The 18,798-nt window shown below is 69.9% G+C and carries 22 protein-coding genes and 7 tRNA genes; 12 read left to right on the top strand and 17 right to left on the bottom strand.

Annotation, left to right across the window (positions count from 1 at the left end; all coding sequences use genetic code 11):
* Nucleotides 1–13: 13 nt before the first annotated feature.
* The 3 genes from J4573_RS28805 (at nt 14) to J4573_RS28815 (ending at nt 2,205) form a co-directional block, all read left to right on the top strand.
* Nucleotides 14–475, top strand: a complete 462-nt coding sequence (locus tag J4573_RS28805) for a hypothetical protein (RefSeq protein ID WP_208259030.1) — start codon at nt 14–16, stop codon at nt 473–475.
* Nucleotides 476–572: 97 nt separating this feature from the next.
* On the top strand, nt 573–1,574 hold the full coding sequence (locus tag J4573_RS28810; protein ID WP_208259031.1) for a hypothetical protein: 1,002 nt from the start codon (nt 573–575) through the stop codon (nt 1,572–1,574).
* A 58-nt stretch (nt 1,575–1,632) separates the two neighbouring features.
* The gene (locus tag J4573_RS28815; RefSeq protein ID WP_307796967.1) at nt 1,633–2,205 is read left to right on the top strand and encodes a dihydrofolate reductase family protein; all 573 of its coding nucleotides are present in this window, start codon (nt 1,633–1,635) and stop codon (nt 2,203–2,205) included.
* On the opposite strand, the gene J4573_RS28820 is transcribed toward J4573_RS28815, so the two are convergent.
* From J4573_RS28820 to J4573_RS28835, 4 genes are all read right to left on the bottom strand, one after another.
* On the bottom strand, nt 2,194–2,835 hold the full coding sequence (locus tag J4573_RS28820) for a GNAT family N-acetyltransferase (RefSeq protein ID WP_208259033.1): 642 nt from the start codon (nt 2,833–2,835) through the stop codon (nt 2,194–2,196). The genes J4573_RS28815 and J4573_RS28820 overlap by 12 nt on opposite strands.
* Nucleotides 2,836–2,886: 51 nt before the next feature.
* Nucleotides 2,887–3,027: a hypothetical protein gene (locus J4573_RS28825; protein ID WP_208259034.1), complete on the bottom strand. Its 141-nt coding sequence runs from the start codon at nt 3,025–3,027 to the stop codon at nt 2,887–2,889.
* Between the two features lie 43 nt (nt 3,028–3,070).
* Nucleotides 3,071–4,039 (bottom strand): hypothetical protein, encoded by a 969-nt coding sequence (locus J4573_RS28830; RefSeq protein WP_243773712.1) that lies wholly within the window; start codon nt 4,037–4,039, stop codon nt 3,071–3,073.
* A gap of 131 nt (nt 4,040–4,170) precedes the next feature.
* Nucleotides 4,171–4,806, bottom strand: a complete 636-nt coding sequence (locus tag J4573_RS28835) for a TetR/AcrR family transcriptional regulator (protein ID WP_208259035.1) — start codon at nt 4,804–4,806, stop codon at nt 4,171–4,173.
* Between the two features lie 93 nt (nt 4,807–4,899).
* Here J4573_RS28835 and J4573_RS28840 point away from each other — a divergent pair, with 93 nt between their 5' ends.
* Nucleotides 4,900–5,325, top strand: a complete 426-nt coding sequence (locus J4573_RS28840) for a nuclear transport factor 2 family protein (protein WP_208259036.1) — start codon at nt 4,900–4,902, stop codon at nt 5,323–5,325.
* Between the two features lie 338 nt (nt 5,326–5,663).
* Entirely contained in the window at nt 5,664–7,172 is a 1,509-nt protein-coding gene (locus J4573_RS28845; RefSeq protein WP_307796968.1) for a DHA2 family efflux MFS transporter permease subunit, read from the top strand.
* Between the two features lie 88 nt (nt 7,173–7,260).
* Here the strand turns inward: J4573_RS28845 and J4573_RS28850 are convergent, their stop codons facing one another.
* Nucleotides 7,261–8,067 carry an inositol monophosphatase family protein gene (locus J4573_RS28850; protein WP_208259215.1) on the bottom strand — a complete coding sequence of 269 codons (807 nt, stop codon included), beginning with the start codon at nt 8,065–8,067 and terminating at the stop codon, nt 7,261–7,263.
* Nucleotides 8,068–8,281: 214 nt separating this feature from the next.
* Between J4573_RS28850 and J4573_RS28855 the strand changes: the two genes are divergently transcribed.
* Nucleotides 8,282–9,427 carry a serine hydrolase domain-containing protein gene (locus J4573_RS28855; protein WP_208259037.1) on the top strand — a complete coding sequence of 382 codons (1,146 nt, stop codon included), beginning with the start codon at nt 8,282–8,284 and terminating at the stop codon, nt 9,425–9,427.
* A gap of 126 nt (nt 9,428–9,553) precedes the next feature.
* On the opposite strand, the gene J4573_RS28860 is transcribed toward J4573_RS28855, so the two are convergent.
* From J4573_RS28860 to J4573_RS28890, 7 genes are all read right to left on the bottom strand, one after another.
* Nucleotides 9,554–9,630: transfer RNA gene (locus J4573_RS28860), tRNA-Arg, on the bottom strand.
* A gap of 6 nt (nt 9,631–9,636) precedes the next feature.
* Nucleotides 9,637–9,711: transfer RNA gene (locus J4573_RS28865), tRNA-His, on the bottom strand.
* Nucleotides 9,712–9,788: 77 nt separating this feature from the next.
* A tRNA-Val gene (locus J4573_RS28870) sits at nt 9,789–9,862 on the bottom strand.
* A 5-nt stretch (nt 9,863–9,867) separates the two neighbouring features.
* A tRNA-Lys gene (locus J4573_RS28875) sits at nt 9,868–9,939 on the bottom strand.
* Nucleotides 9,940–9,969: 30 nt separating this feature from the next.
* Nucleotides 9,970–10,040: transfer RNA gene (locus J4573_RS28880), tRNA-Gln, on the bottom strand.
* A 22-nt stretch (nt 10,041–10,062) separates the two neighbouring features.
* Nucleotides 10,063–10,136: transfer RNA gene (locus J4573_RS28885), tRNA-Leu, on the bottom strand.
* A gap of 37 nt (nt 10,137–10,173) precedes the next feature.
* Nucleotides 10,174–10,249: transfer RNA gene (locus tag J4573_RS28890), tRNA-Pro, on the bottom strand.
* Between the two features lie 459 nt (nt 10,250–10,708).
* On the opposite strand from J4573_RS28890, the gene J4573_RS28895 reads away from it, so the two are divergent.
* Nucleotides 10,709–10,984: a hypothetical protein gene (locus J4573_RS28895; protein ID WP_208259038.1), complete on the top strand. Its 276-nt coding sequence runs from the start codon at nt 10,709–10,711 to the stop codon at nt 10,982–10,984.
* 51 nt (nt 10,985–11,035) lie between these two features.
* Here the strand turns inward: J4573_RS28895 and J4573_RS28900 are convergent, their stop codons facing one another.
* Nucleotides 11,036–11,749, bottom strand: coding sequence for a haloacid dehalogenase type II (locus tag J4573_RS28900; RefSeq protein WP_208259039.1), 714 nt, complete (start codon nt 11,747–11,749; stop codon nt 11,036–11,038).
* 110 nt (nt 11,750–11,859) lie between these two features.
* Here J4573_RS28900 and J4573_RS28905 point away from each other — a divergent pair, with 110 nt between their 5' ends.
* Together J4573_RS28905 and J4573_RS28910 are read left to right on the top strand one after the other, a co-directional pair.
* A complete protein-coding gene (locus J4573_RS28905) occupies nt 11,860–12,234 on the top strand; it encodes a VOC family protein (RefSeq protein ID WP_208259040.1) in 375 nt (124 codons plus the stop codon).
* An 11-nt stretch (nt 12,235–12,245) separates the two neighbouring features.
* Nucleotides 12,246–12,521 carry a DUF1905 domain-containing protein gene (locus tag J4573_RS28910; protein ID WP_208259041.1) on the top strand — a complete coding sequence of 92 codons (276 nt, stop codon included), beginning with the start codon at nt 12,246–12,248 and terminating at the stop codon, nt 12,519–12,521.
* Between the two features lie 38 nt (nt 12,522–12,559).
* Here J4573_RS28910 and J4573_RS28915 read toward each other — a convergent pair whose 3' ends face one another.
* The gene (locus J4573_RS28915; protein WP_208259042.1) at nt 12,560–13,447 is read right to left on the bottom strand and encodes an SDR family oxidoreductase; all 888 of its coding nucleotides are present in this window, start codon (nt 13,445–13,447) and stop codon (nt 12,560–12,562) included.
* 128 nt (nt 13,448–13,575) lie between these two features.
* Between J4573_RS28915 and J4573_RS28920 the strand changes: the two genes are divergently transcribed.
* Nucleotides 13,576–14,793 (top strand): MFS transporter, encoded by a 1,218-nt coding sequence (locus tag J4573_RS28920; protein WP_208259043.1) that lies wholly within the window; start codon nt 13,576–13,578, stop codon nt 14,791–14,793.
* Here the strand turns inward: J4573_RS28920 and J4573_RS28925 are convergent.
* Entirely contained in the window at nt 14,786–15,163 is a 378-nt protein-coding gene (locus tag J4573_RS28925) for a VOC family protein (RefSeq protein WP_208259044.1), read from the bottom strand. The two genes, J4573_RS28920 and J4573_RS28925, sit on opposite strands and share 8 nt — an antisense overlap.
* A 66-nt stretch (nt 15,164–15,229) precedes the next feature.
* On the opposite strand from J4573_RS28925, the gene J4573_RS28930 reads away from it, so the two are divergent.
* The gene (locus J4573_RS28930; protein ID WP_208259045.1) at nt 15,230–15,940 is read left to right on the top strand and encodes an RraA family protein; all 711 of its coding nucleotides are present in this window, start codon (nt 15,230–15,232) and stop codon (nt 15,938–15,940) included.
* Between the two features lie 133 nt (nt 15,941–16,073).
* Here the strand turns inward: J4573_RS28930 and J4573_RS28935 are convergent, their stop codons facing one another.
* Nucleotides 16,074–17,612, bottom strand: coding sequence for an AMP-binding protein (locus tag J4573_RS28935; RefSeq protein WP_208259046.1), 1,539 nt, complete (start codon nt 17,610–17,612; stop codon nt 16,074–16,076).
* Between the two features lie 59 nt (nt 17,613–17,671).
* A complete protein-coding gene (locus J4573_RS28940) occupies nt 17,672–17,899 on the bottom strand; it encodes a DUF397 domain-containing protein (RefSeq protein WP_208259047.1) in 228 nt (75 codons plus the stop codon).
* Between the two features lie 198 nt (nt 17,900–18,097).
* Here J4573_RS28940 and J4573_RS28945 point away from each other — a divergent pair, with 198 nt between their 5' ends.
* The gene (locus J4573_RS28945; protein ID WP_208259048.1) at nt 18,098–18,700 is read left to right on the top strand and encodes an ATP-binding protein; all 603 of its coding nucleotides are present in this window, start codon (nt 18,098–18,100) and stop codon (nt 18,698–18,700) included.
* The last annotated feature ends 98 nt before the right edge of the window (nt 18,701–18,798 follow it).

Raw genomic sequence — 18,798 nt, forward strand, 5'->3', positions numbered from 1 at the left:
AGGGGGATCTTTGATGCGTACGCGTGTCTCGGCCGTGGTGCTCACGGGGGTGGCGGCGCTGCTGACCACGACGGCCCTCACCGGCATCGGCTCGGCGGCTCAGGCGAAGGACCGGCCGTGCGGCCGCCCGGTGTCGACGAGCGGCACGACCGCCCTCGGGACCACCTGGACGCTCAAGTCGATGTACGACGACGACGGCCCGGCGGCGCACCCGCTGGTGGCCGGTGAGGAGTTCGAGATCAACACCCAGGTCGCCGGCCAGCACTGGGCCGTGACCTTCTCCGACAACGGCACGATCTTCTTCAACAACCCCGACGACGTCTCCACCCCGACCGGGATCCGCGAGGTCCACCCGAACCCGGTCAACCGCGGCCAGTCCAACCACATGGCCGTCCACGCGGTCCGCAGCGACGGCGCCGAGGTCATCGACGCCGCCGTCGACCTCGCCCCGCCGCCGCCCCGCTGCGCGGCCTGACCGCACAAGACCGGCGCCCGGCAGAAACCTCCGCCGGGCGCCATCCACCCCACCGAACCACCCCGCCCCGCCGATCTCGAGCCGTTAGTGTCCGGCCATGGATCACCGAAGGATCATCACCCGCCTGGTCGACGGCCGGCTCTGCGCCTACGACCTGACGGATGAACGCCACGGGCTTCTCGCTCCGGCGGCCGTCTTTCGCCCGGCCCCCGGCGACGGCGACGGCGACGGCGACGGCGACGGCGACGGCGACGGCGACGAGGTCGTTGAGCACGCGGCGTTCGCCGATCTGAAGCGGGCGGTCTACACGACGTTGAACGCGGCCGTCTGCGTGACCGCGGAAGGCACCGAGCTGTGGCGGTCCCCGTTCGAACCCCGCTCAGCCAGCGTCTACGGCCACCGGCCAGGGTGCGCGCTCTCGATGGATGAACGCGTCGTGTGGCTCTACCGGCCCGACGCCATGGCCGGCCGGGATCGCCCCGACCAGTGGGTCGCCCTGGACGCCGCGACCGGGGACGTTCTCGCCCAGGCAGACCTGGCCACGGTCGGGCACGGCGGCCAGCAGCTCGCGCATCCGTCGGACGGGCACGTCCTGCTCGACGTCGGTGAAGGCCAGGACGGAGTGGTCATCCACCGCGCCGCCCTGTCGGGGAACGCGCTCGACCTCACGCGCTACCCGTGGAACGACCGATGTCTGCTCGGCCTCTCCCCCGACGGAACGCGCTTCATGACCGTCGATCACGGCCAGGAGGACGCCGCGTTCCACGCTTACCCGGGCGGCGAGGTGACCTTGCGCCTCACGGTCGACGACTTCCTGCCCGTTGACGGCATCGAGGACGAGACCCCTGAGTTCTCTATCGAGTGGACCGGCGGCTTCCTCACCTCCGACACGGCGATCGTCACACTGCAAGGCGAAATCGAGGACGACGAGGAATGGTTCCGCTACTACCTCGTCGACCTGCGCTCGGGCCGGATCGACGGCGAATTCGAGGGGCACGGCGAGAACGTCTACGACCTCCAGCCGCTCGGAGACGGAACGTGGCTCACCACCGACCCGGGCGGCCACCCTGTGCGGTGGCGAGGGTCGCGGGTCGGGTGAGCGATGAATTTTGCGGGGGCGGGTGGTCTGAACGGGCATGAGTGAGAACGAGAGTGGAGTGAGCGCGCCCATCCGGCTGTACATGTCGATGTCCCTCGACGGATTCATCGCCGGGCCGGACGATCGGGCGGGGCAGGAGCTGGGGCGGGACGGCGGGCGGCTGTTCAACTGGCTGGACGACCGGATGTCCGATGGGCCGAACGGTCAGGTGTACCGGGAGGCACTGGCGACGGGGGCGGTGATCTCGGGGCGGCGGACGTTCGAGCTGGCCGGGCGGTGGCAGGGCGACCATCACGACGGCGTGCCCATCTTCGTACTGACCAGCCACGTCGAGGAGGGGGACGTGCCGCCGGGGAGCGCGCGGTTCGTCACGGACGTTGAGGAGTGCGTGGCGCGGGCCAAGGAGGCGGCGGGCGACCGGCCTGTGATGGTGCACGGCGCCGGGGCCGCGCAGTCGCTGCTCCGGGCCGGGCTACTGGACGAGATGGAGATTCATCTTGTGCAGGTTCTGCTGGGCGGCGGACGCCCGCTGTTCGAGGCGCTCGGTCCCGGACATGTGGACCTTGAGTTGGTCCGGTCGATTCAGGGGCGCGACGTGACTCACATGCGCTATCGCGTCCTACCCCGTTGAGCGGCCGAAGAGCGGGAGGCAGGGAACCAGGCCGTCGATCTGGGCGGGGACCGTTCGGTGCTGCTTCCAGCGGTCGCGGTCCAGCTTGAAGCGCTGCTCGTAGCCGAGGGAGTCGCGTACGCGGGTGCGGACGAGGCCGTTGGACTCGTAGCCGAGCTTGCGCGAGACCGCGTTGGAGGCGGGGTTGTCGGTGATCGCCGCGGTGACCGCCGATTCGGCGCCAAGGCCGGTGAACGCGAGTTCGAGCGCTGCGGCGCGCATTTCCGTGCCGATGCCCTGGCCCTGGAAGCGCCGACCCAGCCATGAGCCGGTACTGACTTCATTGAGGAGGGCGAAGTCCCTGCCGATGATGTCCTGAACACCGACGACCTCGTTGTCGAGGAAGACCACGAGCTGGAGGTTCCAGTCGTGGGGCGTCCAGTCGGCCAGCAGGCGCCAGTGGAACTGCATGACGCTGCGGGCTCGTTCAGCGGGCGGCAGGTCGGTCCAGGGCACGGCGAACGGCATCTTGTCCGGGTCGTGCACGCCTTCGGTCGACAGCTGGGCGAGCGCGTCGAGCTCCGCGAGCGTCGGCAGCCGCAGTTCCAGCCGGGGTGTACGCAACGTCAGCTCGAACAAAGGCCAGTGCATGCTCCATCTTCGGTGGCCGGCCGGGTGAAGCCCAACAGGTTTTCGCGCCGGTCACGCCGGGACGTGCTCCGTTCCGGCGCACCAGACGCGGAGGATGTCGCGGGTGGCGCGGATGTCGGCGACCGGGTCCGAGCCGAGCAGGACCAGGTCGGCTCGGAGGCCCGGCTCGATGGCGCCGCGGTCGGTGGCCATCCGCCACTCCACCCCTCTTCCCGCGCTTAGGCCCACCCTCGCATCAACCTCGATCGGGGACGACGACCACCCGCGGGCCGGACTCGGCGGCTGCGGCCCATGCCTCGGCGACCTTCGACAGCGGGTAGGCGCGGGTCGGGACCTGGACACGGCCGTCGCAGATCATCTCCACGTAGGCGGGGATCTGGGAGAGGGCGTCGGCGGGCGAGACCGAGCCCGCGCCGCTGCCGCTGATCCGGAACTTGCGGCTGCGCAGCAACGACGCGGGAACGGCCGCCGACTCCCCCGCGCCCGAGCCGATCTGCACGAAGCTGATGTCTGTGGCGTCGCTCTTCTGCCGCGTCAGGGCGTGGAACGCGACCTCGGCGGGCCCGCCCCACACCAGGTCGAGGACGAGGCTTGGCGCCGTGTCGCCGAGAGCCGTCGTCAGCGCGTCCGCGTCGGTGCCTTGGTCTCCGGTGAACGCCACAGTGTCGGCGCCGGCGGCGATGGCGCGTTCCAGACCGGCGGGATTGCGGCCGACGCCGATCACCCTCGTCGCGCCGAGCAGGCGGGCGTTCTGAACGGCCAGGTAGCCGGCCGTTCCGGTCACGCCGAGGACCAGGACCGTGCCGAGCTCCTCGACCTCCGCGGACCGCGCGCGTAGCGGCAGCCAGGTGGACAGGCCCGGGTTGATGCCGCCCGCGACCGGCTCGGGCGCGGCGCCCTCGGCCAGCGGGAAGCGCGCCCGCAGCGGCGCCGCCATCCGTTCGGCGAGCGTGCCGTACGGGTCCTGAACGAAGCCGGTGTAGACGAGCCGGCCTTCCGGGGTGCGCGCCACCGCGTCCAGGCCGGGGACCAGCGGGTAGGCGCCGGCGCTCGAGTAGTGCGATCCACTGGCGATGGAACGGGTCGCCGGGTGGATGCCCGCGGCGACCATGTCGACCAGGCCGTGGCGCTCACCGACGACCGGCTCGTCGAAGTCGCCGTGTTCCGGTACGGCTCCGGCCGAGTGCATGATCGCTGCCTTCATCCCGGTCTCCTTGTCTGGGGCTGATCGAACGCTCCATCAGGATGGCCGAGCGGGCCCGCCCGGCGAGGGAAGATCGTTCGCGCGGCCAGCGTCGGCCAGGCTCGTGCTGAAGGCCCAGGTCGGTGGGCGGGTCAGTCCTCGCTTGCGGCTCGATCCTCGTCGTCGGCTCGGGTGAGGGAACGGATGACGGGTCGCATCAGCTCCACGACGCGTTCGGGATCGGCGGCGGCCAGGTGGTCGAGCCGGATCAGGTGGCGGCCGACGGCGACGCCGATCAGGACCGCGCTCACCACATCGGCACGCAGGTCGGCGTCCTCGCCGGCATCCGCGCCGCCCGCGTCCGCGTCCTCGCTCGCTTCAGCGGCTTCGGCGATGGCGCGACTGAGGGCCTCCTTGTGCATACGGGAGGACGTGTGGACCTCGCGGGCCGCTTCGGGGTGGGTGAGCATCGAGCGCAGGACGGCCAGCGACTCGACCGGCTGGTCGGCGAGCGAGCCGTAGAGGCGTTCGAGCAGTTGCTCGGCGACCTCCTCGGCGGTGCCGGCGGTCAGCGGTGGCGCGGGCGACCCGGCGGCCTGGGCGAAGAGGCGTTCCTTGCTGCCGAAGTAGTGCATGACCAGTCCGGGATCCACGTTCGCGGCGGTCGCCACCGCGCGGATCGTCGTGCGGTCGTAGCCGGACTCGGCGAACAGCCTGCGCGCCTGCTCCAGAATCCGGGCCTCGGTGTTGCGGCGCTGCTCGGCCCGCGACGGACGAAGATCACCCACGGGCTCATTCTACGGGTGTTGACCGGGGCCGCGATTTCGTTCTACGTTCGTTGAACCAGTCATTGAACGACCGTTGAACGAAGGGGCCCGCCAATGCACAACGACCCGATCGAAGTCCTGGAGCGGCGGCGCGCGGCACTCGTGGCCCGCGACATGGACGCGTTCGTCGACCTGTTCGTGGAGGACGCCGTCATCGAGATGCCGTTCCACGTCGAAGGGCAAGGCCTGCCCGACCGGCTCGAAGGCCGCGAGGCGATCCGCGCGTTCTCCGCCAGGACACGCGACATGCCGTTCGAGATCACCGACCTGGAGACCCGCGCCCTGCACCGGACCGCCGACCCCGAGGTGGTCGTCCTCGAACTCACCACGGTCGGACGCATGGCGACGACGGGCGAGGACTTCACGGTGCCCTGCATCCAGGTCTTCCGGATCCGCGACGGCCGGATCGTGCTCTTCCGCGACTACGTGGCCGCGCAGGCACTGCCGGCCGAGTTGAATTCCTCGCTGCACCGGCGATGAGTTTCGGGTGGTCCGCCGGTCTACCCCTGTGAAAGCGAACGAGCCGGCAGATAGAGGGAGCAGCCACCCGACGTACGATGTGGATCACCCCGCGCAGCGGCCGTCCGCGGCCCGACTGTCGGGTACGTCACACTCTCCCGGCCCGGGCCGCGGACCAGCCAGAACTGTCAGACCCCCCAGGAATACTCCGAAACCTGACGGGGTTTAATCGCTCGCAAAGTGTCAGTCGCTGCAGTAATTTTGCCGCGTACCCACCCAAGACCCCACTCGGTCCTTACTGCCCGCGTGCCCGGGCCCGACGATTGGAAGAGACTTTGACCGCCCCTGCGTCCCAACAGGTGACCGACGGGCCACCCGAGGCGACCGGCTCATCCGGAGGCCTCGATCGCGGCGTGCTCGCGGTGGCCATGGTCGTCGTGCTCGGCGCCATCATGTCCATCCTTGACGTGACGGTCGTCAACGTGGCGATCAACGACCTCGCCAAGGAGTTCCAGACCCCGCTGTCGACCATCCAGTGGGTGGCGACCGGTTACACCCTGGCGCTCGCCACCGTGATTCCGATCACAGGCTGGGCCTCGGCCCGTTTCGGCACCAAGCGCCTCTACATGATCTCGATCACGCTCTTCGTGCTCGGTTCGATGCTGGCGGGCCTCGCCTGGTCCGCCGAGTCGCTGATCGCCTTCCGCGTCCTGCAGGGCCTGGGCGGCGGCATGATCATGCCGGCCGGCATGACGATCCTGACCCAGGCCGCGGGCCCGAGCCGCGTCGGCCAGGTCATGAGCGTCGTCGGCATCCCGATGCTGCTCGGACCGATCCTCGGCCCGATCATCGGCGGCTACCTGGTCGACGACGTGTCCTGGCGCTGGATCTTCTTCATCAACCTGCCCATCGGCATCGTCGCGCTGTTCGCCTCGGCGAAGATCCTGAAGAAGGACAGCCCGCAGCGCGGTGAGCGGCTGGACATTCTCGGGTTGATCCTGCTGTCGCCGGGTCTGGCCTCACTGATCTACGGCCTGGCCAAGGGCGCCGAGCTGAAGAACTTCGGCAAGACCGAGGCGCTCCTGCCCACCGTGATCGGCGCCGTGCTGGTGATCGGCTTCGTGATCCGGGCACTGAACGCCAAGAGCCCGCTGATCGACCTGCGCCTGCTCAAGCGGCGTTCGGTGATGGCGGCCTCCGGCACGATGGTCCTGTTCATGGCCGCGTTCATGGGCGCCATGCTGCTCATGCCGCTCTACTACCAGACCGTCCGCGGCGAGGGCGCCCTCATGTCGGGCCTGCTCCTGGCCCCGCAGGGCCTCGGCGCCATGATCACCATGCCGGTCGGCGGCAAGCTCACCGACCGGATCGGTCCCGGACGGGTCGTCCTGGTCGGACTGACGGTCGTCGTGGCGTCCATGGCGGGCTTCGCCTCGCTGCTGCAGGCCGACACCTCCTACTGGGCGCTCGGCGCGGCCCTGTTCGTGATGGGTCTCGGCATGGGCATGACGATGATGCCCACCATGGCCGCGGCGATCCAGACCCTCGTCCACGACGAGGTGCCCCGCGCCAGCACCATGCTGAACATCATCCAGCAGGTCTCCGCCTCCATCGGTACCGCGATGATCTCCGTCCTCCTCGCCAACCAGCTGTCGAGCAAGCTCGGTGGCGGCGGTGGCGGCGGCGACATCGGCGGCAAGCTCCCGGAGGCCGTCCGGGACAAGATCGCCGGCCCGATGGCGGACGCGTTCCAGACCACCTACTGGTGGGCCGCGGCCCTGCTGCTCCTGGCCTTCCTGCCGGCGCTCCTGCTACCGCGCAAGAAGCCCGACACCCCGGCGGCGGACGCGCCAATGCCGATGCACTGAGCAACACCCACGCAGTACGAGCAAGACCCACGCACGACCCGAACGCCCCGGACCGGCACCCCCGGCCCGGGGCGTTCCCCGTTCCGAGCTATCGGGAGGCGGAGAGCTGGTGGTCGATCATCTCCAGCAGCGTGGCGTGCGTCTGCCGGTCGGCCGCCGCGACCAGGCCGCCGGCGCCGGTGTGCGGCGGCCGGCCGCGCAGATCGGTCACCACGCAGCCCGCGGCCTGGCACAAGGCGATCCCGCTGGCGAAATGCACGCTGTCGCGCAGCCGGCCGTCGGTGACGTAGGCCGCCCGCCGCCCGGCGGCGACCCAGGCCACCGCCAAGGTCGTGGAGACCACGCGCGGCCGGAATCGTGCGCCGAACGCGGGGTCGGCCAGCAGCTCGACGGCCCGGAAGTCCGGTGCGTTCGGGAACGGCGGATCAAGATTGACGTCCACCAGCCGCGACTCGGCTGACGGCGTGAGCTCAGCGTCCTCGCCGTCACGGCGGACGCGGGCCCGCTCGCCGTCGGTCCAGAAGACCTCGTCGTTGAACGGATCAGCGGATGCCGCCGCCGTGACCTCCGACCCCGTACGCAGGGCGACGTTCACCGCGACCAGCATGCTCCGGACCGCGTAGTTCAACGTGCCGCACAGCGGATCGACCAGCCACACGCGGCCGGTCTCCTCGGCACCCGTGCGTCCGCTCTCCTCGCCCACCAGGGCGTCACCGGGTCGAGCGGCCCGGATGACCTCACCGATGACCTTCTCCGCCTCCAGATCGGCGGCCGTGGCGAAGTCACCGCCGGACTTGTCGAAGCGGGCCAGCGGCGCCCCGTACATCTCGCGCACCACGGCGGCGCCCGCCTGCGCCGCCGTCACCGCCAAGGCCGCGTCGCTTCCCGCGTTCATGATCGCCACTCGCGCAGCATAGGCGGCGCGCCCGCCAGAGCTCGGTTCGCTGTGGTCAGAGCGTCGCGGCCGCCCGCTTGGTCCTGCGGAACGAACGGCGGCCGTCACGGATTGTCGATCGCGACGAACTTCGCGCCTGCGGTCTGACCTAACTTTCCGGGCTGAAGAGGGGCGGCCACGGCCTGCCCGACGCAGCGACCGAAAGAGGCGGCAGATGGCAAAGTGTGGAGCACGGACCGCGGCGACGATGGGACTGGTGGTGGCGGCGTTGACCGTCTCGTTCACCACACCGGCACGTGCGAGCGTGACGCATCCGCAGACGCAGGCGGCCATGGACGCGGCCGTGAAGGCCGGCGTACCCGGGGTCACCGGGCAGGTCACGGAGAAGTACTCGATCTGGACGGGCATGTCGGGCGTCGGGAACCTGACGACGAAGGTGCCGCGCTCGCCGGTCGACCGCTACCGGATCGGCAGCACGACCAAGACGTTCGTCGCGACCGTGCTGCTCCAGCTGGAGGCGGAGGGCAAGCTCAGCCTGAACGACACGCTCGACAAGTGGCTGCCCGGCGTGGTGCAGGGCAACGGGAACGACGGCAAGCAGATCACCGTGCGACAGGTACTCGACCACACCAGCGGGATCTTCAGCTACACCTCCGACCCGGTGTTCCTGGAGAACGGGTTCACCGAGAAGTTCCTGCAGCACCGCTACGACACCTACACGCCCGCGCAGCTGGTGGGCATCGCGATGAGCCACGCACCGCTCTTCGCACCGGGAGCGGGTTGGAGCTACTCCAACACCGACTACGTCCTGGCCGGGATGGTCGTCGAGAAGGTCACCGGCCGCTCGTACGGGAGCGAGATCGACCGGCGCATCCTCAAGCCGCTCGGCCTGTACGCCACCTCGGTGCCGACGACCGCGTCCTCGATGCCGCTGCCGAGCTCCCGCGCGTACTCCAAGCTCTCCCTGCAGCCGACGCCGGCGGGCAAGACCTACGACGTCACCGAGCTCAACCCGTCGGAGGCGGGCTCGGCGGGCGCGATGATCTCCGACTCCGACGACCTCAACAAGTTCTTCTCGGCGCTGCTGGGCGGCAGGCTGCTGCCCGCCGCGCAGCTCAAGGAGATGAAGACCACCGTCCCGGTCGGCGCGCCCTACCCGTTCAACGGCTACGGGCTGGGGCTCATGAGAACCGACCTGCCCTGCGGCGGTTCGGTGTGGGGCCACGCGGGCGGCATCCAGGGATCGGTGACCCAGGCCGTGACGACGGCGGACGGCGGCCACTCGTTCTCGTTCAACTTCAACGGCGACTGGGCCGGTGACAGCCAGGCCGTCACCAACGCGGAGTACTGCCCGAAGTAGACGAGCGGGGGCACCGCGATCGGACTCGCACAGTGGAAGACACCGTCCAGCTTGGAGACGCGGACGGGAGTCGAACCCGTGTCCAGCGGCTTTGCAAACCCTGGCCCGCCCCGGCGAACCGCGTCGTGGTGCCCCCGGCAGGATTCGAACCCGCATCGTCCGGCTTCGAAGGCCGGCGTCCTGTCCAGTTGGACCACAAGGGCACTGTCGGGCGATCGGAGGGAATCGAACCCTCACTTCCGGGACCACAACCCGGCGTGCATACCAATGACACTACGAACGCCATGCCCGCCGTCAGCGAAACTCGCTGAACGAGCGCGACTCGCTGAACGAGCGCGACTCACTGAACGAGCGGGACTAGTTGACCGAGCAGGATTCGAACCTGCGATCTTCCGCGTGTGAAGCGGCTGCTCTACCAGGCTGAGCCATCGGTCATCACGTACCCCCGGCAGGATTTGAACCTGCACCTCGACGCTTAAGAGGCGCCTGCTCTGCCATTGAGCTACGGAGGTGTGGAGGGAAAAGTCCCTCCATGTGGGTCGCTGCTGGAGCAGGGTTCGAACCTGCATGTCGTGATTCAGAGTCACGCATCCTGCCGTTGGATGATCCAGCATCGGGGAATCGATTCCCCGGAGTGCGGGAGGCGGGATTCGAACCCGCATAGGTCGGGTTTTGAAGCCGCCGCGTCTGCCTGTTGCGCCACTCCCGCTCGTGGTCGTCGCACGTTGTCGTCCCTCGTCGCGCAGTCGGAACGGCAGGATTCGAACCTGCGCATCTCCCGCATCCGAAGCGGGCGCCTTCCCCAAGCTTGGCCACGTTCCGTAGATTGCCTGTCTTCCACTGTGGAGTTTTCAATGAGCCCGCCCTCCAGCCCGAAGGCAGAGGCCCCGCATATATGCCAGAGGCCGCCCCCGGGGATCCTCCGGGGGCGGCCTCTGGTTGAGAACTGTTGTGCTCTAACCAGAGGCACTCATGGCCACGACGTCGCCACACGGATGCAACGCATGAGGGCGCTGCTTCGCGATGGCATTGAACTTTCGCACTGTCGTGGTCCCTTTCGTGTGTCTCTCAAGTCCAGCTACATATATTGAAGAGTGGATCGCCGTACTGGGCAACTGATTTTCCGGCGCCCCATCTGTGATGAGCGACGCGCCTCACGGCTCTGTGAACCGCGTCCACCCTCTGACGCGGTCTCTCCACGACCGGTTCCACCGGCACCGGCATATGCACGGAACGGCATAACAGACGTCCGTAGGCCACAGCGGTCAGTAGAGTCGGGGCGTGGTCACCGACAAGCGGCGCTGGGCCAAGCACGACCCGGAGAGCGGGATCGAGGACGTCGCGCTGCTCATCCTGGAGTGGCTGGCCGAGCACGGGGTCAACGCGATGATCAGAGTGGACCCCGAGCGGCTCGCCGAGGACAAGCCCGCCTGGACCTTCGTGGTCAGCGGCGGCGAGACGTGCGGCGGGATGCGGGTGGACGGTGCCAGCGCGGCCGAGTGCCTGTCGCGCGGGGTCGCCGAACTGCGCGACGCCGGCGTCGAGATCCCTTTCTAGGTCCCGTTCTGGATCCCGTTCTAAGTCCCGTTCTGGATCCCAGCCTCTGCCCTACACGCCCAAGACTCGGGCCAAGGCGGGGACGTCTTCGGCCACCAGGTCGACTCCTGCGGGTGCCTTGACCGGGGGCGCGTCCGGACCCCATTCGAGCGGGCGCGGGATGTAGGCCGTACGGAAGCCGACCCTGGCCGCCGCCTCCAGATCGTCGGGGTGGCAGGCCACCATGAGGATGCGGTGCGGCTCCAGCGCGAGCAGCCCGGCCGCGGTGAGGTAGACCTGCGGGTCGGTCTTGTACGACTTGGCCAGCTCGGCGGACAGGACACAGTCGAACCGCAGACCCGCGTGCTTGGTCAGCCGGGCGAGCAGGCCCACTCCCCCGTTCGACAGCGTGCCGGTGATCAGGCGGCTGTAGTGGAGGATCTCCAGGCCGGGGGCGGCGTCGGGCCAGGCCCGCAGGCGGTGCCAGGCCCCGACGAGGTCGACTCGTTCCGCCTCGCCGAGGGCGCCCAGGCCGTGCTGCGGCAGCACCTCGTCCAGCATCAGCCGGTGCAGGTCGTCGAGCGATCGCCAGGGCATCGCGCCGGTGACGACCTTGCCGAGGTACGGCCGGTAGAGGCGACGCCAGTCGTCGGTCACGGCCGCCCAGTCGGCGGTCAGGCCCGTACGGGCGCCGACGACGGCCAGCTCGGCGCTCACGCTGGACCGCCAGTCGGTCATCGTCCCGAAAACGTCGAACAGGGCCGCGTCAACATCCATGGCATCCATGCCGACGACCCTAATAGGTGATTTCTTGGGACGAATGAGGGGCAGCGGGCGATGAGTTTTTCAGGGGCCTCTGGTCTTAATGGGTGAACCGCCCGACTGGAGGATCACAGATGACCGAGCAGGACAACGCGCGCATCACCGGGATCGGCACGGTCGCCGTGCCCGTGACCGACCAGGACAAGGCCCTCGAGTTCTACGTGGGCGTCCTGGGGCTGGAGAAGCGGATGGACGTTCCGCTGGAGCAGATCGGCGGGCGCTGGATCACCGTCGCCCCGAACGGGGCCGTGACCAGCATCGCCTTGATCCCCGGGGAGTCGGCGGGCGTCGACACCGGGATCAGGCTGAACGCCGGCGACGTCCCGGCCGTCCACGCGCGCCTGAAGGAGCGCGGCGCGGATGTGGACGACCTGCTCCAGTGGCCCGGGGTGCCGCCCATGTTCACCTTCCGTGACCAGGACGGCAACGTCCTGGTGATCGTCGAATAGGAGCCGCCGCCATGACCACCCTCGACAAAGAGTTCACCGCGACGCTGCAGAAGAGCCCGAACAAGGGCGGCTGGACCTATGTCGTGATGCCGGGATCGGCCGAATACTTCGGCACGCGCGGGCTCGTGAAAATCCGCGGAACGATCGACGGTCATCCATTCCGCAGCTCGTTCATGGCGCTCGGCGACGGGACGCACAAGCTGCCCGTCAAGGCCGACGTGCGCGAGCTGCTCGGCAAGGGTCCCGGCGACAGCGTCACCGTCCACCTCGAGGAACGCGTCAAGTGATGCCGGAGGGCCTGGACGACCTCACCCGAGCCATATGTTCAGGCCCTCCGGGCGAAGTCCGCGGCGTGGTCCGCGGCCCATTCGGCGAAGCCGCGCGCCGGCCTGCCCGTCACCTCCCGTACGGTCTCGGTCGTCGGAGCGGGCCGGTCGACCATCGCGGCGACATGGGCGATCACCGAGTCCGCCACGCCCGGGCCGAACGCGTCCAGTGAACGCCGGTAGTCGTCCACGCTCCGCACCTCGAACCGCACCGGCCGTCCCCCGATCGCCGCGCCGATCAGCTCGGCCTGCCGCCGCTGCGTGAGCGACTCGGGCCCGGTCAGCTCGTACGTCCTGCCCTCGTGCCCGGGCTCGGTCAGCGCGTGGAACGCGACCGCCGCGATGTCGGTCTCGTGGATCAGGGCGGAGTGCGACTCGGGGAACGGGTCCCGTACGACGCGCTCCGCCCGGATCGACTCCGCCCAGATCAGCCGGTTGGTCGCGAACCCGCCGGGCCGCACCACCGTCCACGCGAGCCCGCTCTCCATGACCGCCCGTTCCGCCTGCCCGTGCATCCGCGCGATCGAGTCGTCCGAGCCCGGGTCGGCGCCGATGGCCGACAGCAGCACGATGTGCTCCACCCCGGCCGCCTTCGCCTGCGCGACCGCGCCGTCGAGCCCGGCCCGTTCGGCGTAGAAGAAGACCTTCCGAACGCCGCCCCCGCCGCCCCCGCCGCCCTCGCCGCCACCGTCGCCACCGTCGCCACGCAGAGCAGCCGCGAGCGTCTCGGGCTCGGCCAGATCGACGGCCATCACCTCAACATCCGAAGGCACCTGCGCCGCCTGCGGATCCCGCCCGGCCGCGCGCACCTTCTGCCCGGCGTCATGGAGCCGCTGAACGAGGTCACGCGCGACTCGGCCGCGTGCCCCGGTAACCAGAATCGTCATGCCGTTCAGCCTGGTCGGGCGGCGCCGACGCGGGGTAGGCACTCCGAGTACCACCCCTGCCCGCCGCGGCACGTTGACGTCGCGAACCTGCCAGCCCCCGACCAGGCGCCGCCTGTTGAGTGGAGCGCATGCCCGCACTCACCACTCCGGCCACAAGCGACACCGCACCGGCGACCCGGTCGCCGGTGACCGGCTGGCTCGCCGTCCTCACGGTGACGATGGGGATCTTCGCGATCGTCACCACCGAGATCCTGCCGATCGGGCTGCTGACCTCCATCGGTTCCAGCTTCACCGTGTCCGACGGGACGGCCGGGCTGATGATGACCATGCCGGGCTTCCTGGCCGCCGTCGCCGCGCCCGTCGTGACCGTCACGACGGCGCGGATCGACCGGCGGCTGATGCTGTGCGCGCTGGTGTTCCTGCTGGCGCTGGCGAACGCGATCGCCGCGGCCGCCCCCGCCTTCTGGGCGATGCTGGTCTCGCGCGTGCTCGTCGGGATCGTCATCGGCGGCTTCTGGTCGATCGGCGCGGGCCTGGCCGACCGGCTGGTCCCCGAACGTTCCGTACGGCGCGCGACGGCGGTCATCTTCTCGGCGGTCCCGCTGGGGTCGGTCCTGGGCGTTCCGCTGGGGACGCTGACCGGTGACCTGGCCGGATGGCGCGTCAGCTTCGTCGTCCTGGGCCTGCTCTCGGCGGCCGTGCTCCTCGCCCTGGCCGTCCTCCTGCCGCCGCTCCCCGCGCAGGGCCAGGTCACGCGCCTGAACGTGCTGCGCGGCATGCTCTCCACCACGAGCACCCGCTTCGCGCTGGCGACGACCATCCTGATCGTTCTGGCGCACTTCGGCACCTACACCTACGTGACGCCCTTCCTGGAACGGGTCACCCACGCGTCCTCGGGGATGATCACGCTGTTCCTGCTCGCGTACGGCGTGGCGGGCATCGCGGGCAACTTCCTGGCTGGCACGGCGGCCGCACGCAGCCCGCGCGCCACGTTCGCGATCGCCGCGAGCCTGATCGCCGTGGCCACGCTCCCGCTCCCGCTGCTGGGCCGCTGGGAGCCGGGCGCCCTCGCGCTCTTGATCGTCTGGGGCGTCGGCTACGGCGCGGTGCCGGTCTGCTCGCAGACCTGGTTCGTGCGGTCGGCCCCGCACGCTCCGGAGGCCGCCACGGTCCTGTTCACCGCGTCGTTCCAGGCGACCCTCTCGACCGGCGCGCTGGTCGGCGGCGTCCTGGTGGACGGCATGTCCCTCACAGCCGTCATGCTGCTGGGCGGCGCCGCCGCCACCCTCATGGTCGTGGTCGCGGCGGCGTCGCCCGTACGGCCTGACGGCGACGCGTTCAGCTAGACAGCACCACCGCGGTCGGGGGCGCCAGGCAGAACGGGTGACCGACCGGGTCCAGGAAGACCCGGAAGCGCTCGCCACCGGGCTGGAAGTCGGCCAGGGTCGCTCCCAGCGCGAGGACCTGCCGTTCGGCCTCCGGCACGTCGTCGACGGCGAAGTCCAGGTGCAGGCGCAGCGCCGCGGCGGGGTCGGGCCATGGCGCCGGTTCGGGGTTGGCCACGCGCTGGAAGTCCAGGCGGACCTCGCCGCCGATGACGAGCGCGACGAAGTCGTCGTTGGAGGCGTGCGTGGTCCCGCCGAGAAAGGCCTGGTAGAAGCGGGCGAGCTCGGCGGGAACGGGACAGTCGATGGTCACCGCGAACAGCTGTGGCATGCCGTCAAGGATTGATCATGAGGCGGCCGGTGTTCAATCAGGCGACACCACGGCTGGAGGCGAACAGTGGATCACGTCGATCATGCCGAGCTGGCGCGGCGGTTCGAGAACCTGACCACGGCGCACGTGGCGGACGCCTGCGTCCGTGCCCGCGTACCGGTGCGGTGCATGAGCTTGAACGCTGTTCAAGTGGGGGCCGGGGTCGCCGGGCGGGTGCTCCCGGCCCGGCACGTCGGCAGCGTCGACATCTTCCTGGAAGCGTACGAGAGGGCCGCGCCGGGCGACGTCCTCGTGGTCGACAACGGCGGACGGCTGGACGAGGCGTGCGTCGGCGACCTCGCCGTCCTGGAGGCGCTGAACGCGGGGCTCTCGGGCGTGGTCATCTGGGGCCTGCACCGCGACACGGCCGACATCAAGGCGATCGGGCTCCCGGTGTACAGCCTGGGCTCGCTCCCCACAGGCCCTCAGCGGCTCGATGAGCGCCCTCAGGACGCCCTTGAGGCGGCGAGGGTCGGTGACTGGACCGTAAGCGCCGCAGACGTCGTTCTGGGCGACGAGGACGGCGTCGTGTTCGTTCCGGCCGCGCGCGCCGACGAGCTTCTCACGATCGCCGAGGGCATCCGCGACACCGAACGCCGCCAGGCCGACCGCGTCCGCGCGGGCGAGTCCCTCCGAAGCCAGCTCCGCTTCGCCGAATTCCTCGCCGCCCGCCGCGACCGCCCCTCCCTGACCCTCCGCGAACACCTACGAGCCATAGGCGGCGCCATCGAAGAATGACCCGCTGGCCGGTCGAGCCGGTCGCGTTCTGGCAGACACGTCCAGCCGGCCACGTCCCGGCGTCTGGGCGGGCGCGTCCAGACGGGCGCGTCTAGATGGGCGCGTCTAGATGGGCGCGTCTAGACAGGCGCGTCTAGGCGGTGGCGTTCTTCCAGTACTCGTCCTTGAGGAGACGCTTGTAGAGCTTGCCGGTGGGATGGCGCGGCAGGTCGGCGCGGAAGTCGATCGAGCGCGGGCACTTGTAGTGCGCCAGCTGGTCGCGGCAGTACGCGATGAGCTCGGCCTCCAGCTCCGGTCCGGCGTCCGCCATTGACTGCGGCTGTACGACCGCCTTGACCGCCTCGCCCATCTCGGGGTCGGGCACGCCGATCACCGCGACGTCGGCGACCTTGGGGTGGACGGCCAGGGCGTTCTCGGCCTCCTGCGGGTAGATGTTCACCCCACCGCTGATGATCATGTACGAGCGGCGGTCGGTGAGGTAGAGGAAGCCGTCCTCGTCCACGTAGCCGACGTCGCCCAGCGTGCTCCAGCCGTGCCCCCACGGGTCACGGGAGGCGTCGGTCTTGGCCTTGTCGCCGTGGTACTCGAAGACGGGCCCGTTGCCGAAGTAGAGCGTCCCGGGCGTCCCGGCGGGCAGCTCCTTCCCGTCCTCGCCGCACACGTGGACCTCGCCGAGGATCGGCCTGCCCACCGTGCCCTTGTGCGCGAGCCAGTCTGCCGAGTCGGTGTAGACGAAGCAGTTGCCCTCGGTGCCGGCGTAGTACTCGTGCAGCACCGGCCCCCACCACTCGATCATCTGCTCCTTCACGGGCGCCGGGCAGGGCGCGGCGGCGTGCACGGCGGCCCGCAGCGTCGAGGTGTCGTAGCGGGCCCGCGTCTCGGCCGGGAGCTTCAGCATGCGGATGAACATGGTCGGCACCCACTGGCTGTGCGTCACGCCGTGGGTCTGGATCGCCTCCAGCGCCTTCTCCGCGTCGAACTTCTCCATCACGATCACGGTCGCGCCGAACCGGTGGAGATTGAGGCAGTAGCGCAGCGGGGCGGCGTGGTAGAGCGGCGCCGGGGACAGGTAGACCGAGTCGGCGTCCGGCTGGAAGAGCAGCGATATCAGCTGGTAGAGCGGCCCAGGCGTGCCCATCTCCGTCAGCGGCAGCGCGGGCTTGATCCCCTTGGGACGGCCCGTGGTTCCGGAGGAGTAGAGCATGTCGGCGCCCTCGCGTTCCTCCGCGATAGGTTCCGCTGGCTGCCCGGCCACTTGTTCCTCGTACGAGAGGAAGCCCGGGGCGGTCCCGTCGAGCATCAGCCGCAGTCCGGCGCCCGGGGCGCGGTCGGCGATGGCCCCCGCGGCCGGCTCCAGGGTCTTGCTCGTGATGAAGACCTTGGCTTCGCAGTTGTCCACGATGTAGGCGAGCTCATCGGGCTGGAGCCGGGAACTGATGGCCGTGTAGTAGAGCCCGGAGCGTTGCGCGGCCCAGGCGATGGCCAGGAACAGCGGGTGGTTCTCGAGCATGAACGCGATGTGGTCCCCTGGGCGCAGCCCCTCGGCGTAGAGCAGCCGCGCCAGTCGGTTGGACTCCTCGTTCAGCTCCCTGAAAGTGATGACCCGGCCGGAGCCCGCCATGATCACGGCGGGCTTGTCGGGCGTCTGCTCAGCGATCTGCCCCAGGTGCATGAAATCGCACGCTACCGGCCTGGACCGCAAAATGGAACGAGATTCGGTTTACTGGTAGATCAGACGAGCATGTGATCGAAGTCGCCGTCCTTGGCTCCGCCGACGAAGGCCTCGACCTCCTCCCGGGTGTACACGAGGACAGGACCGTCCGGGTACCGGGAGTTGCGCACCGCGATCTCTCCGGTGGGAAGTTCGGCCATCTCCACGCAGTTTCCGCTGGGGTTGCTCCGGCGGCTCTTCAGCCAGACGAGTTCCCATCGCCAAAGATCCGACAGCTCGCCGTCCATCTGTTTGCCCCCTTTGAAGGCCGTCTCCGCCTCCCAAGCGGGAGGCTGCGATCTCGCCCACCCCGTGCCTACTGTACGAGATGCACGTGCATTCGTTCTTGCATACGTGCATGCAGACGGTCTTGCATCTGCACGACGTGGGGAGCAAGATAGCGAACGCCCGCCCTCGACCGACCAGCACGCCCCTGGGGTTTGACAATGATCGTTGACCAGGCAGACGTCGCAGCCGTCCCGACTGACAGCGGACGGCGCCCCTGGCGGCCACCGGCGCCGGCGCACGGCCACCGTCCGGTCGTCCGCCAGCCCGCACCGCCCACGGCCACCGCAGGCCTCGCAGGCCGCTGGCCCACTCCCCCCGCGGGCAGCAGCCCGCGGACCGCCCGGCGGGTGCTGCCCGCCGACGCCACCTCACCCAAGGCCGCCCGGGACTTCACCGTCGCCACCCTCACCGAGTGGGGGCTGGCCGACGCGTCCGACGACGTGGTGATCACGGTCTCCGAACTGGTGACCAACGCGCTGCGGCACGGCCTGCGCGAGCTGCCCCAGCCGGTGCCCGCGTGCCCGATCCAACTGGTGCTGCTCGGCCACCCCCGCAGGCTGGTCGTGGCGGTCACCGACCCGGGCGGAGGCACGCCCGAGCCCGTCGAGCAGGAGCCCGAGCGCTTCGGCGAAGGCGGCCGCGGCCTCCTGGTGGTCGGCGCCGTCAGCGGCGCCTGGGGCTGGGCCCCGCTCGCCACCGGCGGCAAGGCCGTCTGGGCCGCGTTCAACCTTGGCTCTCGCGGCCTCGGCCCGCTCGCCTAGGGCTCGCGGGCCGAACCGCAAGAGCGGCGAGAGCGACACGGCTTCGCCGTCTTCGCCCGGCGCTCGCTACGCTCGCGCCGGGCTCAGGTAGCGCACTC

Origin of the sequence: Actinomadura barringtoniae, assembly GCF_017573505.1 — a bacterium.
Lineage (GTDB): Bacteria > Actinomycetota > Actinomycetes > Streptosporangiales > Streptosporangiaceae > Spirillospora > Spirillospora barringtoniae.